At 66.1% G+C, this 15,649-nt stretch carries 10 protein-coding genes; 6 read left to right on the top strand and 4 right to left on the bottom strand.

The window, feature by feature from the left end; translation table 11 throughout:
* Positions 1-171: 171 nt before the first annotated feature.
* Positions 172-753 carry a hypothetical protein gene (locus LK539_RS18565; RefSeq protein WP_227802543.1) on the top strand — a complete coding sequence of 194 codons (582 nt, stop codon included), beginning with the start codon at positions 172-174 and terminating at the stop codon, positions 751-753.
* 84 nt (positions 754-837) lie between these two features.
* Here LK539_RS18565 and LK539_RS18560 read toward each other — a convergent pair whose 3' ends face one another.
* Both LK539_RS18560 and LK539_RS18555 read right to left on the bottom strand, forming a co-directional pair.
* Positions 838-3,357 (bottom strand): toll/interleukin-1 receptor domain-containing protein, encoded by a 2,520-nt coding sequence (locus LK539_RS18560; RefSeq protein ID WP_227802542.1) that lies wholly within the window; start codon positions 3,355-3,357, stop codon positions 838-840.
* Between the two features lie 230 nt (positions 3,358-3,587).
* Positions 3,588-4,910, bottom strand: a complete 1,323-nt coding sequence (locus LK539_RS18555; RefSeq protein WP_227802541.1) for a polysaccharide lyase family 1 protein — start codon at positions 4,908-4,910, stop codon at positions 3,588-3,590.
* Positions 4,911-5,171: 261 nt separating this feature from the next.
* Between LK539_RS18555 and LK539_RS18550 the strand changes: the two genes are divergently transcribed.
* The 4 genes from LK539_RS18550 (at position 5,172) to LK539_RS18535 (ending at position 11,787) form a co-directional block, all read left to right on the top strand.
* Entirely contained in the window at positions 5,172-5,627 is a 456-nt protein-coding gene (locus LK539_RS18550) for a universal stress protein (protein ID WP_227802540.1), read from the top strand.
* Between the two features lie 297 nt (positions 5,628-5,924).
* Positions 5,925-7,535, top strand: a complete 1,611-nt coding sequence (locus LK539_RS18545; RefSeq protein WP_227802539.1) for a glycoside hydrolase family 43 protein — start codon at positions 5,925-5,927, stop codon at positions 7,533-7,535.
* Between the two features lie 47 nt (positions 7,536-7,582).
* Positions 7,583-9,853: a beta-glucosidase gene (locus LK539_RS18540; protein WP_227802538.1), complete on the top strand. Its 2,271-nt coding sequence runs from the start codon at positions 7,583-7,585 to the stop codon at positions 9,851-9,853.
* A gap of 11 nt (positions 9,854-9,864) precedes the next feature.
* Positions 9,865-11,787 (top strand): sialate O-acetylesterase, encoded by a 1,923-nt coding sequence (locus tag LK539_RS18535; protein WP_227802537.1) that lies wholly within the window; start codon positions 9,865-9,867, stop codon positions 11,785-11,787.
* On the opposite strand, the gene LK539_RS18530 is transcribed toward LK539_RS18535, so the two are convergent.
* Together LK539_RS18530 and LK539_RS18525 are read right to left on the bottom strand one after the other, a co-directional pair.
* Positions 11,777-13,132: an MFS transporter gene (locus LK539_RS18530; RefSeq protein WP_227802536.1), complete on the bottom strand. Its 1,356-nt coding sequence runs from the start codon at positions 13,130-13,132 to the stop codon at positions 11,777-11,779. The genes LK539_RS18535 and LK539_RS18530 overlap by 11 nt on opposite strands.
* The gene (locus LK539_RS18525; protein ID WP_227802535.1) at positions 13,119-14,486 is read right to left on the bottom strand and encodes a GH1 family beta-glucosidase; all 1,368 of its coding nucleotides are present in this window, start codon (positions 14,484-14,486) and stop codon (positions 13,119-13,121) included. The genes LK539_RS18530 and LK539_RS18525 overlap by 14 nt, the downstream gene beginning before the upstream one ends.
* Positions 14,487-14,632: 146 nt before the next feature.
* On the opposite strand from LK539_RS18525, the gene LK539_RS18520 reads away from it, so the two are divergent.
* Positions 14,633-15,646, top strand: a complete 1,014-nt coding sequence (locus LK539_RS18520) for a LacI family DNA-binding transcriptional regulator (RefSeq protein ID WP_227802534.1) — start codon at positions 14,633-14,635, stop codon at positions 15,644-15,646.
* Positions 15,647-15,649: the final 3 nt, after the last annotated feature.

Genomic DNA, 15,649 nt, shown 5'->3' with positions numbered 1-15,649 from the left:
ATTACGGCAGGCGGAAGTGCGAGCGCGTTGAAACAATGCACCATGCGGCGAAGGGCTACTCTGGCGTCCTGGTCTCGAGGATTTGCTAAGATAGGCATTTGACGCATCGACAAGCTGCTACGCAAGGCGCGCTTTTTCTTGTGTGCAGCGAGCACACGTCGTATTCCCGTAATGATTCCATTCACCTTCAACGACATTGAGGTAGGCGCCCGCATGGTCGAGGCCCTGGCACGCCAGGCCACGTCCCTGCCCGGCATGCCGATCACCTACAGCGACCTGCTGACACTGGCGCGCTCCATGCATCCGAAAGACGAGGTGCTCGGCCGGGCGGTACTGGTGGGCATCGGACCCAAGCTCCAGTTCGTGGAAGGCTTTTGCGCTTCGCACGGCTTTCCCAACCTGGCATGCCTGGCCGTGAACAGGGAGACCTTGCGGCCCGGGCCAGCGTACCAGGGTGACTGGGAAGCCGACAAGCGCGCCGTCGCCGGCTTCAACTGGAGTACCGCCGATGCGCAGCTGGCGGGGTACGTGGAAGCGATGCGCGCCAAGGTGCCGGCACGTTTCAAACCGCGCAAGGAACGGCCGGCGGACGTAGCCTGGTATGCCTATTTCTGTTCGCACCGGCAGGCCTGCGAAACGCTGACATCGGAGGACAAGCGGGAGATCATCAACCAGATGATGGCCGGACTCGATCCCGAAACCGCGCTCGCGCGCGTGCTGGCTGCAAAGCGCGACTTTGGCAGTACTGAATGAGGAACAGGGCGGACCGCGCGATGGCGTGGAGTGGTGGCGTTCATTCGACAGCGAAGAACAAGGATGGATTGGCCGCCTCTTGCTTCAGCTGCTTTTCCCGCTTGACTGGAGCCGCTGCGGGCCGATGCGCTGGCTCTCGCACGCGCCATGTCGTTCGATCGACTCCCGCGCCGATTCATTGAACAGGCTTTCACGTTCTTCAGGTGTAAAACAGAAGGACAGCCCACGCAGTCGGCGCGCGATCTCGCTTGGCCCGAAGGGTAAAATCGAAAGCTCATCCCCAGTCAGCATGAATAGCTCCTGCTTGTTCGCACTGAATGTGGCGCTGGTAACCCCTTGACTGGGGAGCGTGAGCACGGGAAGACTGGTCTGGCCACGCAAGTCAAAAATCGAAAGCCTTTCACTGTCATGCCTTTCACTGTCGTCGAGAACCACCAGGAATTCTCCGGCCGCACTGGCCCGTGCATTGGGGCCAATGCCGGAGCCTGCGATATCCATTTCCAACCGGCGTTGAATGGCTTCATCGGGACAATCACTCGTACTGCATAGCGCCAGCAACTGGGTATCACCGTCAACCATGGCGTACAGATTTCCGACCCGCCAGTCCTGTCGTACACGGACACGTTCGCCTGTAGGCATCGCAGGCACCTCGAATGGGCGCTCGGCCGGGAGGGGCGCAAACTCGAGGTAATCGAAGGCCTTCTGGCTGACCACCGCGCGTCCAGATTGGGCCGAATAGACTGCAGCGGCCCCTGTGTACCTGCCACCCGAATAGATCAGCCGTTGCTGGAGGTCGAAGATCCGGGCCTGCCTGTCCAGGCTGGCTGTGAGGAGCCTGGTTTCAGTTGCATCGAATCGCATGCTGAACACGCGGCGCGTATGACCTCGTAATGTGAAGCTCTCGGCAGTAGAGAGGTCATATACCTGAATCTCGCCACGGTTGCCGGAGACAGCCAGATACCTGTCACTCGGGGCGAATGCGGTAGCAATGGCATTTCCGCTGTAGTTCCAGCCGTATGCGACGGCCTTTCGTAGCGGGTCCTTACGTCCAATGCGATACAAGTCACCAGCGTCGTCCAGGTATAGCGAACAGGTGTTCGAGATGTGCCACGGTCGCTTGCCTGCCAGTCGAACCTGCGTTTGACGGGCTTCGTCAACGAGTACAAGACTTGCATCGGAAGCTACTGACCACACGCGGCCATCTGCGCAAAATCCGGCTTGCGCAGCTGACGACATGAGGGAAACGTCTTGTCCTTGCGACGAAACGAGTCGAATATCTCCATTTGCGTACGTGATGGCCACCTGGTGCTTCGGGCCAAGTTTCAAGGATTTAATCGTCTTTCCCTTGCTTTGCAATGGCACAAGCCGACGGGTTGTACCGTAGATTTCGAGCTGTTGATCCCTCGCGATCACAAAGCTGCCATCGGCCGCCAGGTCTGCTGGCGCATACTCCGGCTCCCCTGCGTCCATATTTTTGTTCAAGCAGCGCTGGACGCTCGGCTCGTCCGCTGCTGGTCGGCCGCTATCTTGCTTGACTGGCAATTGGCGTAAACAACCTCGCCAATCGAGTGTGACCAGCACTTTTCCGCCAGACGCCAGGACGGCCGAGGACAAAGGGATACCATTCTTGCCATAGGCCGTCTGCTCGCCAGCAGTTTCAGGGCTCCTGCCTGGCGCAACGCCCGCGAGACGATGGTCGGACGAGTAGAGCAGGGCGCTGCCGTCATGCGAGGCCGCGACATAGGAGCCGTTCGGCCCCCACGTCGCTCCGGAAAGACTATCCGAATGCACGTGACGTGCCAGGGTGAGTCTCGCGTGGATCAGGTCTGGCGTCAGCTGTTTCAGCAGGCTTTTATCGATGAACAATCTGCCGGCGGCGTCGGCCAGAGCAAGTAACGCCTCGGTCGGTTGCGATCTGGCGAGCAGCTGGGCTTGCGCGAGTCTACGCGACGTTTCGCCTTGATATTCCACTAGGGCGTAGCCGGACAAGGCAGCGAATACGATTGCCACTGACGAAAGTGTAGTAGCCATGACGATGCGTGTTCGACGTTTGCGCTGCCGAACTGCGCGACGGAAGATCTCGTCGGTATCGACTCCCATCAAGGATGCCGCGATTTTCGCAAGCGCAAGGTCGCGACCATCCGCCGTCTCGCGAAGGTCTGCAGCCAGCAGCGACTGCGCGCAATCCGTCACAGTGCCATCCGGGGATACGTGGAAGCGTAGCGCGCGTGGGAATATCTCCGCTTCTGAAACACTGGCGACGTTCGGGACAATGACGGGAACGAAAGGGCGTTCAGGATGCCGTGACCGGAACAGGCGTATTTCCTCATTCACGTGAAAACTTTTTGCCGCGGCCGGAGAGCACAGAACGATCATGGCCGCCGAGTCGTCGAGCGAAAGCAAGGTTTGTTCAGGCAGTGGCAAACCAGCGCGAAAGTCCCCGCGATCGCGGAAGATCGGGCTCAGATTGGCTGGAACCTCTCCAATGGCGGTCTTTCTGCCCACCAGGTCGGAATCGATCCTGAACGACTCCAGCCTGGATTGCAGCCACCTGGCAGTGAGGCTATCTACATGACTGTACGAAAGGAAGGCGCGATATTTCAAGAGACGGTTCCCTCTGCTCGCGAATGAACCAGTATGCAGGTTAGCGATCTGCCAATCCAGCTCGCAAAGAGCTGCGCTGGCTTTGATCGCTTAAGGGACCGATATTAAATGATATGCAACACACTCCACATCATCTCTGCCCCGGTTCCTCCTTCTGGGAGAGCCGATCCCGTCGCATGAACAACAGGCTTCAAGAACATGACGGCTCGGGCTGGAATCGTAGCCTCTTGTTAGCGGAACAGCGTCGCCCAACCTGCCTTCGGCGATATGTCCGCCAGATTCCATTCGGCCGGATCGAACGCGCGTCGTGTCGGCGCATAGCTCGGGTAGCCGCTCGACTGCCCTTCTGAATCGACGATATGACCACGCCCTTCGGCGACATCCGAGATGATCTTGAAGTCGACCGCATCGCGGGCCCACGGCCGCATGCCGGCGCTCAGGTAGATCGCGTTCTCCAGTCGTGCGCTCGATAGCGGTGTGAGGCCCGTTGGCAGGTAGGGCGCCTCGGCCTTGAGGATGCGCGCGCCGGAGGCGGTATAGCTGCCGGTCTGCGGCATCGGCTTGCCGTTGGCGTCGACCGCCACATTGTCGCGCAGGTACAGGCTGACATCGCCCGCGCCGCCCAGGCTGAACAGGGGCACGCCAGGCCGCGAATCGTCCCCGCCGCGCACCACATTGCCGACCAGGGTCACGACGCCAAGCTGCGGCGGATGCGCGCCCCATTCGTGGGCGATCAGGTTGTAGTGGATCGCCCTGGCGCCGAAGTCATGAATCAGGTTGTTCACGACGGCGACGTGGGCGCCGCCCTTGATCAGCGGATTGCGCTCGTGGTTGGCGTTATACAGGTTGCCGTAGAAGAGCACCCGGTTGGCGTTGTCGTGCACCAGCGAGCCTTTCGAATGTTCGCCCTTCCTGTGGGTCGAATCGCGCAGGCCTTCGGCCACGATGTTGTGGCTGAAGGTGATGCGGCGCGAGGTCCCCTGGCGCCATTCCTCGACCATCGCGCCCTTGAAGCGCGGGCCGGAGGCCGACAGGTTTTCGTCCGTGGCCCAGCTGAAGCTGCAATGGTCGATGATGACATTGTCGGCGGAACTGGTGGAGAGCCCGTCGGCTTCCCAGCCGCTCTTCTTGGCGCGCCCGAATTCGCCCGGCCGCACCGCGATGTGCTGCACGATCACGTCGTGCGTGGCGACCGCGAATTCACCGCGGATGAAGGTGATGCCGGGATTGGGCGCGGTCTGGCCGGCGATCGTCACGAAGGGTTCATTGATACGGATGCTGGCGCCCTGCAGGTCGATCACGCCGCCCACTTCGAACACCACGATGCGCGGACCGGTTTCCATCACCGCGGCGGCGAACGAGCCTTCGCCGGAGGCGTTCAGATTGCTCACCCGCACGATCCTGCCGCCTGCGCCGCCCTTCGTGTCGGCCCAGCCCTTGACGTCGATGCCCGCACGCGACATGCCGGCTAGCTCGGCGGAGGGCCCGGCGGCATGCGCGCCCAGGCACCAGTACAGCATCGTCGCTATGGCGGCGCGCGTGGAAAACCGCATCCTCGTCTCCTGTCTTGTCGTGTAGTACGAAAATTATGGCATAGCAGGGGAATGCGCGGCTCGGGCGCAGCCTGGGGGCAATCTGGCGCTGAAACCTACCAAGCGCGGCACTGGGCGACCTGCGCGGTGGACTGCATGGGTCGATTTTGATGTACGTCAAAGATTTTGGGTAGTCGGGAGAACAGACTGGCCTCATTCCGCTCCAATGTCTCCCACCCCGTTACCGGCCTGACCCATCATTTCCACGTACCGGAGCTCGCCATGTACCGACGCATTCTCGTGCCCAGCGACGGCTCGCCCGTTTCCGAGGCGGCCGTCGAGGCCGCCATCGACTTCGCGCAGGCGCGCGGCAGCGCCATTGTGGCCTTGTCGGTCGCCGTGCCCGAACCCTCCTTTCAATCGCTCGAAGGAGCGATGGCCTACGATCCGGGCCTGCAGCCCGAGGTGCTGCTGGAGCATGCGCAGCGCAACGTCGACGCTGTCGTCGTCCGTGCCGATCGGGCCGGCGTGCCATGTACCGCGCTCACCTGCAGCGCACTCGACATCGCGGAAGCGATCGCGGCGACTGCGCGCGAGCAGGGGTGTGACCTGATCGTCATGGGCTCGCATGGACGGCGCGGCCTGAGCCGCCTGATCGCCGGCAGCGTGACCCAGGCCGTGCTGGCCAATGCCCCGGTGCCGGTCATGGTGCTGCGGCCGGGAGCGGGCACCAGCTGAAAGCGCGATCCGGTGCGCCAGGCGCCGGCCACCGTGCCGGCACGCGACATCCGCAAACTTCCGACACAAGAGGCCGCCAAGGGGTCACCGCGTGCCGGCCCCATATAGAAAAGCACATTATTTCCCCCGACGCGCACGCGAATTCTTTTCGTTGCCCGTAACCATTTTGTAACTTATACTGGTTGCGCTAACATTTCACGCACGAAAAGGAGCCTGGATGTCACGTCGAACCTTGTCGGGTGTCAGTCGCCCGCATTGCCCCCGCTGTCCGGCTACAGCACCTGCCGGGGAGAGGCGATGAGCCGTTTCCTGCGTGTGGCGCTGGCGGCATGCACTGTCCTGACCCTGTCGTACGCAGCCAGCGCCGTTGCGGGCGAGTACCGCAACCCGGTCCTGTCCGGCTTCAACCCGGACCCCAGCATCTGCCGTGACGGCGACAACTACTACCTCGCCACCAGCACCTTCGAATACTTCCCGGGCGTACCGATCTACCACAGCAAGGACCTGGTGAACTGGCGCCTGGTCGGCCATGCGCTCGGCCGTCCCAGCCAGCTGCCGCTCGCGGGACAGAAGAGTTCGCAGGGCATCTTCGCGCCCACGCTACGCTGCGGGAACGGCCGCTTCTACATGATCACCACCAACGTCACCGGCGGCGGCAACTTCATTGTCCAGGCCTCCAGCCCGAGTGGGCCCTGGTCGGAACCGGTCTGGATCAAGGACGCGCAGGGCATCGACCCTTCGCTGTTCTTCGACGAGGACGGCAAGGTCTACCTCACTTACCAGGATGGCGGCGAGCGCGGCGGCATCGCCCAGGCCGAGATCGACGTCGCCACGGGCAAGCTCAAGACCCAGCCGCGCCGCATCTGGAACGGCACCGGCGGGGTCTGGCCGGAAGGGCCGCACCTGTACAAGATCAACGGCTGGTATTACCTGCTGCATGCGGAAGGCGGTACCTCCTATGGCCACGTGGTGATCCTTGCGCGTTCGCGCTCGCCCTGGGGACCGTTCGAGGGCGCGCCCGACAATCCGATCCTGACCCACCGCGACCGCCCGGAGCTGCTCCTGCAGGCGCTCGGCCATGCCGACCTGGTGCAGACGCCGGCCGGCAAATGGTTCATGGTGCTGCTCGGCGTCCGTCACCTGAAGCACAAGCACCACCTGGGCCGCGAAACGCTGCTGGCGCCGGTGGAGTGGACGGCGGACGGCTGGCTCAAGGTGAATGGCGGCGCGCCGCTGGCCGAGAAGATGCAGGCAGACGGGCTGCCGGCGCCGCATCCGTGGCCGGCCGCGCCGGCGCGCGACGAGTTCGGCGCACGCACGCTGGGCGGCGACTGGATCTTCCTGCGCGCCCCGGCCCGCGACCTGTGGTCGCTGGCCGAGCGGCCGGGCTTCCTGCGCCTGAAGGGCACGAAGCTGTCGCTGTCCGACATCGGCACGCCCGCCTTTGTGGGTAGGCGCCAGGCGCATTTGAACGTGCGCGCCTCGACGCTCCTCGATTTCGCGCCGCGTGCGGCTGGCCAGGAAGCGGGCCTGGCGCTGCGCATGAACGAGGACAACCACTACCAGCTGCTTGTCGCCGGTAGCGGCAAGGGCAGGGTGATCCGTCTGCTCACGCGGGTCAAGGGCGTAAACACCGTGTTGCGCGAGGCGCCGCTCGGGGCGGGCAAGGTGGAGCTGATCGTGCGCGCCACCGCGGAGCGCTACGTGTTCGGCTACCGCCTCGACGGCGGCAAGAGCGGCCGCGAAGTCGCCGAGTTCGGCAGCACGCCGACCGCCCCGCTCAGTTCCGAGGACGCGGGCGGGTTTACCGGCGTGGTGCTCGGGATGGTGGCGCACAATCCCGCCAGCGCGCCGATGCCCCCGGCCGACTTCGACTGGTTCGACTACCGCCCGGGCGCGGAAGACTAGCACCTCTGCCCGCTGTAACACACAACAAAAACCAATCAGGAGACAACATGCACCACAAGTACTTCGCCGTGGCCGCCGCGCGCACGGCCCTCGTCGCGGCGATCGCCGCCGCCTTCCCCCTGTCCGCGAGCAGCGCCTTCGCCGCACCGCCGGAGCCAGCCGAGCCGGCCCAGAAACCCTGGCTGGACCGCTCGCTGGACGCCGACCAGCGCGCCCGTCTGGTAGTCAAGGCCATGACCCAGCAGGAAAAGCTGCGCTGGGTGCTGGGCTATTTCGGCCACGATTTCGGCAAGAGCAAGAAGCATCCGGATGCGCTGCCGCAGTCGGCCGGCTACATCCCGGGCACTCCGCGCCTCGGCCTGCCGGCCCTGCTCGAAACCGATGCCGCCCAGGGCGTGGCTTCGCAGGCCGGTCCGGCCGTACGCGAACGCACCGCCTTGCCCTCGGGCCTGGCCACGGCGGCGAGCTGGGACCCGAAGGTGGCCTACGCGGGCGGCGCCATGATCGGCTCCGAGGCGCGCGCCTCGGGCTTCAACGTGATGCTGGCCGGCGGCGTGAACCTGCAGCGCGAGCCGCGCAACGGCCGCAACTTCGAGTACGCCGGCGAAGATCCGCTGCTGGCCGGCAGCATGGCGGGGCAGGCGATCAAGGGCGTGGAATCGAACCGCATCATCTCCACGCTCAAGCACTTCGTGCTGAACGACCAGGAAACCGGCCGCAACGAACTCGATGCGCGCATCGACAAGGCGGCGCTGCGCATGTCCGACCTGCTGGCGATGGAACTGGCGCTGGAGCAGTCCGACGCCGGCTCGGTGATGTGCGCCTACAACCGGCTGAACGGCCCGTACAGCTGCGAGAGCGCCTGGCTGCTGAACGACGTGCTCAAGCGCGACTGGGGTTTCCGCGGCTTCGTGATGTCCGACTGGGGCGCCACCCACAGTACCGTGGCTGCGGCCAACAACGGCCTGGACCAGCAGTCCGGCCATGAATTCGACAAGTCGCCCTATTTCGGCGGGGCGCTGGAAGAAGCGGTGAAGACCGGGGCGGTGCCGCAGGCGCGCCTGGACGACATGGTAACGCGCATCGTGCGGACGATGTTCGCCAAGGGCGTGGTCGACAATCCGCTCAAGGCCGGCGCCACCATCGACTTCGCCGCGAATGGCGCGGTGAGCCGCCAGACGGCGGAAGAGGGCATGGTCCTGCTGAAGAACGAAGGACGCATCCTGCCGCTGGCAAAGACGGTGCGCAGCATCGCCGTGATCGGCGGGCACGCGGACGTGGGCGTGTTGTCGGGCGGCGGCTCGTCCCAGGTCTATCCCGTGGGCGGACTGGCCGTGAAGGGCCTGCTGCCGGCCACCTGGCCGGGTCCGGTGGTGTACTACCCGTCTTCGCCGCTGCGCGCGATCCGTGCCCAGGCCCCGAATGCCAAGGTGGTGTTCGACGACGGCCGCGACCCGGCGCGCGCCGCGCGCGTGGCCGCCGAAGCCGACGTGGCCGTGGTGTTCGCCACCCAGTGGATCGGCGAAGCCAACGACGCCCAGAGCCTGGCGCTCCCGGACCGCCAGGACGAGCTGGTCAGTTCGGTGGCCGGCGCCAATGCGCGCACCGTGGTGGTGCTGGAAACCGGCGGGCCGGTCACCATGCCGTGGCTGGCGCGCGTCCCGGCGGTACTGGAAGCCTGGTACCCGGGCACCAGCGGCGGCGAGGCGATCGCCAACGTGCTGTTCGGCGCGGTCAACCCATCGGGCCACCTGCCGGCCACCTTCCCGGCGTCCGAGCAGCAGCTGCCGCGCCCGAAACTGGATGGCGACCCGAAGAACCCGGAACTGCAGTTCGCCGTGGACTACCACGAAGGCGCCGCGGTCGGCTACAAGTGGTTCGACCTGAAGGGCCACAAGCCGCTGTTCCCGTTCGGACATGGCTTGTCCTACACGACGTTTGCGTATTCGGGCCTCGCCGGCCAGGTGAAGGATGGCCGCCTGCACGTGCGTTTTAAAGTCACCAATACCGGCAACGTGGCCGGCAAGGACGTGCCGCAGGTCTACGCGTCGCCGCTGTCGGTCAAGTGGGAAGCACCGAAGCGCCTGGCCGCCTGGACCAAGCTGTCGCTGCAGCCGGGCGAGACCCGGGAAGTCGAGGTCGCGGTCGAGCCGCGCGTGCTCGCGATGTTCGACGAAAAGTCGCGCACCTGGCGCCGCCCGCAGGGCAAGATCAAGCTGGTGCTGGCCGAGGATGCCGCCGGCACCGGCGCGACCAGCGTGACGGTCGACCTGCCGGCCAGCACGCTGGACGCACGCGGCCGCCCACGCGCCCGTTGAGAGGGGGGCGCATGCGACAACTCATCATGACGGCGGCCCTGCTGGCGCACGCCGTACCAGGCCTGGCCGCGCAGGCTTCTGACCTGCAGCTGGACAGCCTGTTCCAGGACCACATGGTCCTGCCGCGCCAGGGCGCCGTCGTTTCGGGCCGCGCGGCCGCACGCGAGGCGGTTACGGTGAGCGGCTTCGGCGGGTCCTGGAAAACGAGTGCCGACGGTGCCGGCCGGTTCAGCGTTACCCTGCCGAGCCTGCCCGCTGGACAGCGCGGCAGCCTGGCCGTTTCAGGCGACAGGGGCCAGCGCATCACGCTGGAAGATGTCGTCAGCGGCGACGTCTTCCTGTGTTCCGGCCAGTCCAACATGCAGCTTTCCGTGAACCGCGCACTGAATGCGGACACGGTGATCGGCACGTCAAGCAACCCGGACCTGCGCATGGCCACGGTTGCCGTCGACCCGACGCCGGCGCCGCGCGCACGGTTGGCCAAGCCGGTCGCCTGGCAGGCCGCTGCGCCGGGCACCGTCGGGGACTGGTCCGCCACCTGCTATTTCTTCGGCAAGGAACTGCAGCGCCGGCTCAAGCTGCCGATCGGCCTGGTGCACGCCTCGCTGGGCGGCTCCAACCTGACCGCCTGGCTCTCGCCCGCGGCTTCGCTGCCCGATTACGCACGCCAGCAGGAGCTGCTCAAGCTGTACGCGAGCGACCCGGCCGGGGCCAGCATCGCCTTCGGCAAGGTAGTGGAACGCTGGTGGCAGTCGTCGAACGGTCCCGGCCGGCCGTGGTCTGCCGCCCAAGCGGAACTGGCTACCTGGAAGAGCGCGCCCGACGTCGCCAAGAACTGGGAAAACTGGGGCGTGCCCGAGTTGTCCGGGTATGACGGCAGCATCTGGTATGGCGCCAGCGTCCGCGTGAACGCGGCGCAAGCGTCTCAGCCGGCCACGCTCGAACTCGGGCTGGTCGACGAGGTCGACACTACCTGGGTCAACGGCCAGCCGGTCGGCTTCACGGCGGGCGCCGGCACGCCGCGCGCCTACCCCGTGGCCGCCGGCATGCTCAAGGCGGGCGACAACACGGTCGTGCTGAACGTGCTGGACTTGTGGAGCTACGGCGGCATGTACGGCGATGCGCCGCGCCGCCTGCGCTTCGCCGACGGCAGCGTGGCGCCCCTGACCGGCTGGCGCTGGCAGATGCCGCCGGCAGCTAACCGCTATCCGCCGCGCGCCCCCTGGGATGCGATGGCCGGGGTCAGCGTGCTCCATAATGGGATGATCGCACCGCTCGGACGCTTCCCCTTCAAGGGCGCGCTCTGGTACCAGGGCGAGAGCAACGTCGGTTCGCCGTACCAGGGCCTGCTGGCGCGCCTGTTCCGCGACTGGCGCAGCCAGTTCGGGGAAGACATGGCCTTCGGCGTGGTGCAGCTCGCGAACTTCGGCCCCCGTCCGGCGCAACCGGGCGAATCGGGCTGGGCGCGCCTGCGCGAAGAGCAGCGCCGCGCGGTGCTGGCCGACCGGAATGCCGTGCTGGCGACGGCAATCGACGTGGGCGACCCGGGGGACATCCATCCCGCCAACAAGCAAGTCGTGGGCGAACGCCTGGCGCGTGCCTTTGCGGTCCGCCTGTACGGCGAGCCGGGCAGCGCCTCGGGCCCGATGGTGAAGTCGGCCACCGTGCAGGGCGAGCGCGTGCTGGTGGAATTCGACGGTGTCGATGGCGCGCTGCTGGCCTATGGCGCCGCCGGCCCGATCGGCTTCGAAGCCTGTACCGCCAGCGGCTGCCGCTGGGTCGAGGCAAGGGCGGCGGGCAGCCAGGTGGTCCTGAGCGGCGCCGCCGATGCCGAGAGGATCCGCTACTGCTGGGGCGACTCCCCGACCTGCACGCTGTACGACGGCAAGTCGGGTTTGCCCGCGGTCCCCTTCGAGCAGGACGTCAAGCGTTAAGGCTTGACTGGGTGGGGGCGCCGCCCGCCGTAGCGCCCGACGCCGCTGGTTCGCCCTCATCATTGTGGAAGGGGGCGAACCAGGTGGCCAGGAAAGAAGGAATGGTGGCGACCATCACGAACACGAAGTAGCTGACGTAGCCCAGCATCTCCTGCAGGTGGCCGCTGATCATGCCGGTGACCATGCCGCTCAGGGCCATCAGGCCGGTGCCGAAGGCGTAATGGGTAGTGGTGTACTTGCCCGGCGCGAGCTGCTGCATCAGGTAGATCATGAAGCCGACCGCGCCGAAACCGAAGAAGAACTTCTCGATCACGACGCCCAGCGTAATGGCGAGCAGGCTGCTGGGCAGGTAGATGCTCATCAGGAGAAAGGTCACGTTCGGGATGTTCACGGCGCAGCACAGCACGAACAGGGTCGCCTTCAGCCCGCGCTTGGCCACGTACCAGCCACCCAGCAGGGAGCCGAGCAGCACGGCCGCCAGGCCGTAGGTGCCGTAGATCAGGCCCAGCATTTCATTCGATAGTCCCAGGCCGCCTTTCGAGGCCGGGTCGACCATGAAGAAAGGACCGATCTTCTCGAGGAAGCCGATACTGAGGCGGAACAGGAAGGCAAAGGCGATCATCCGCCAGATGTCGCGCTTCTGGAACAGGGTGACGAAGGCATCCAGCAGGATGCGGCCGGCGTCCCGCACGCTGGATGGCGTGTCGGCGGCGCGTGCGCCTTGCGGCATCACGCGCGCATGCCACAGCGCCATCAGCAGGGTCAGGCCGCCCACCAGGAAGAAGATGATGCGCCAGGCGTCGATCCAGTCCGGCCCGAACAGCTTCGGGTCGTGGCCGAACACGCTGGTGTGCAGGTAGCCGCTCAGGTAGACCATGCCGCCCGCGGCGACGATGGGGCCGATGTTCCAGGACAGGCTCTGGATGCCGCAGTAGAGCGACTGGGCGCGGCTGTCGAGCGAGGTGACGTAGACGCCGTCGCTGGCGATGTCCTGGGTGGCGCCGATGAACGACAGGGCAAAGAACAGCGCCATCAGGAAGCCCATGTAGCCGGGCAGTCCGAGCGCCAGGCCGACTCCGGCGAAGCCCAGTCCAACCGTCACCTGGGCGCACAGCACGAAGAACTTCTTGGTGCGGTACATCTCGACGAAAGGCGCGAACAGCGGCTTGATGGTATAGGCCAGGATCAGCAGGCTCGAATACTGCGCCGCGCGGCCGTTGTCCATGCCCAGGTTCTTGAACATGATGGCGGTGACGCTGGTGAGCATCACGTAGGCGAGCGCCATCGTGAAGTAGCCCGTCGGCACCCACAGTAGCGGGTGGGGTTTGCGGTCAGTCCGCCCCATGGCCTGCCTCCATCGCAAGCGCCGCCGCCCGCCGCTGGGCATGCTGGGCGGCCACGAAGTCGCGGTACCAGTGCGCACTCGCCTTGGGAATGCGCTGCTGGGTCGCGTAGTCGACGTAGACGATGCCGAAGCGCTTGGCATAGCCCGAGTTCCACTCGAAGTTGTCCATCAGGCTCCACAGGAAATAGCCGCGCACGTCCACACCCGCGTCCATGGCAGCCTTTATGGCCGCCAGGTGCTGCTGCACGAAGCGGATCCGCGCCGCATCGGACACCTCGCCGCCCTCGACCCGGTCCGGGGCCGCCATGCCGTTCTCGGTGATGTAGATCGGCGGCAGCGTGTATTCACCCTGGAGCTTGAGCAGCAGCTCGCTCAGCCCCTGCGGGTAGATTTCCCAGCCCATGTCGGTGGTCCCGAGTACGGCTGGCGCCGTGCGCGGCGGCGTCTCGGCGCTGGCGAAATGGCGGAAGTAATAGTTCACGCCCAGGAAGTCGAGCGGGCCCTGGATGATGTCGAGGTCGCCCTCCACGATGTGCGGGGCGTCGGCGCCGTGTGCGCGCAGCGCCAGTTCCGGGTAGCGCCCCTTGAAGATCGGGTCCATGAACCACTGGACCGAACGCGCCCATTCCAGCTCGGCCAGCGCGCGGTCGGCGGCGCTGTCGGTGGCGGGGTCGGACGTCCACTGGTTCAGTACGATCCCCAGCTTTGCACGCGGGTTCAGGGAGCGCATCGCCCGCATCGCTAGGCCGTGCGAGAGCAGCAGGTGGTGCGATACCTGGATCGCCTGGCGGGCGTCGGTGACGCCGGGCGCGAACTGGGAATTGCCGTAGCCGAGGTTGGCCGTGCACCAGGGTTCGTTGTGAGTGGCGATGCTGTCCAGGCGGTCGCCGAAACGGCGCGTGACTTCGTGGGCGTAGTCGGCGAAGCGGTGCGCGGTATCGCGATTGAGCCAGCCGCCTTCGTCCTGCAAGCCCTGCGGCAGGTCCCAGTGATACAGGGTCAGGTGCGGGGCGATGCCTTTTTCCTGCAGCGCGTCGAGCAGGCGGGCATAGAAGTCGAAGCCCTTTTCGTTCCAGGCCCCCTTGCCGTCGGGCTGCACGCGCGCCCAGGCCATCGAGAAGCGGTAGGCGTCGACGCCGAGGCCGGCCATGATGCCGACGTCCTCGCGGTAGCGGTGATAGTGGTCGCAGGCGACGTCGCCGTTGCTGCCGTCCTTGATGTTGGCCGGGTTGCGCGAGAAGCTGTCCCAGATCGAGGGTCCCTTGCCGTCGGCGTCGGCGGCGCCCTCGATCTGGAATGCGCTGGTGGCAACGCCCCAGGTGAAGTCGGGCGGGAATGCGGTGAAATCGGTCATGGCGAATGGATGGGTGGGTTGGTGGCGCGCTCGAGCTCTGGGCGCGCCTGGAATCGGTTCGGTCGGAGGGGTGTGAGGGCTGCTGCTATACTGGGCGTTTCCGTTCCTGGCCGCGGCCGCGCACCGGCGTCCGGCCCCTTGCATGCATGAATAAAGCATCCGTCAGGCCGGTGGCCACAGTCCATGAAGTCGCGCGCGCGGCCGGCGTGTCGGCGGCCACCGTCTCGCGTGTGCTGAACGGCACCGCCAGGGTGGCCGAGGACAAGCGCCTGGCGATCGAGCAGGCAATCGCACAGCTGAACTACAAGCCGAATGTGCTGGCGCGTAACCTCAAGAGCGGCAGTTCGCGCACGGTCGGCATCCTGACCCAGTCGCTGGCGTCCGGCTATTTTGCCGACGCCATGGCCGGCGTCGACGAAGCCTTGCAGGGCACCGGCTACGCGCCGCTGATCGTGTCCGGGCACTGGAAGCCGGAGGAAGAGGCCGAACGCATCGCCTTGCTCATCGCGCGCCGCGTGGACGGCCTGGTGATCCTGAGCGGCAAGCTGGAAGACGAGCGCATCCTGGCGCTGTCGGAACAGGTGCCGATCGTCGCCTTCGGGCGCGAGCTGCAGGGGGAGAATGCCCGCGGCTTTTGCCTCGACAACTACCGCGGCGCCTGCGACGCCGTCGAGCACCTGGTGCAGCACGGGCACCGCGACATCGCCTTCATCGCCGGCCCGCCCGACCACCGCGATGCACAGGCGCGCCTGGCGGGCTACCGCGATACCCTGGCGCAGCACGGCATCCCCCATCGCCCGGCGCTGGAGGCGGCGGGTGACTTTTCCGAGTCCGGCGGGCTGCAGGCGCTCGAGCGCCTGCTCGGCTCCGGCGAGCGCTTCACGGCGGTGTTCGCGGCCAACGACCTGACCGCCTACGGCGCGCGCCTGGCCCTGTACCGGCGCGGCATTGCGGTGCCGGACCAGGTCTCGGTAGTCGGCTTCGACGACCTGCACAGCTCCATGTACACCACGCCGCCCTTGACGACGGTGCGCCAGCCGCTGTTCGACGTCGGCCAGCGCCTCGGGCGGGCCATCCTGCAGATGATCCGCCGCGAGCCGCTCGCGCTCGAGGCGCCGCAGCCTACCCTGGTGATACGCGAGTCGGTGCGGGCTGTCTAGGCT

The organism is Massilia sp. IC2-476 (assembly GCF_020707295.1).
Taxonomy (GTDB): Bacteria; Pseudomonadota; Gammaproteobacteria; order Burkholderiales; family Burkholderiaceae_D; genus Telluria.
The sequence above is the reverse complement of the archived record's forward strand: the minus strand, read 5'-3'. Positions and strand labels throughout refer to the sequence as shown.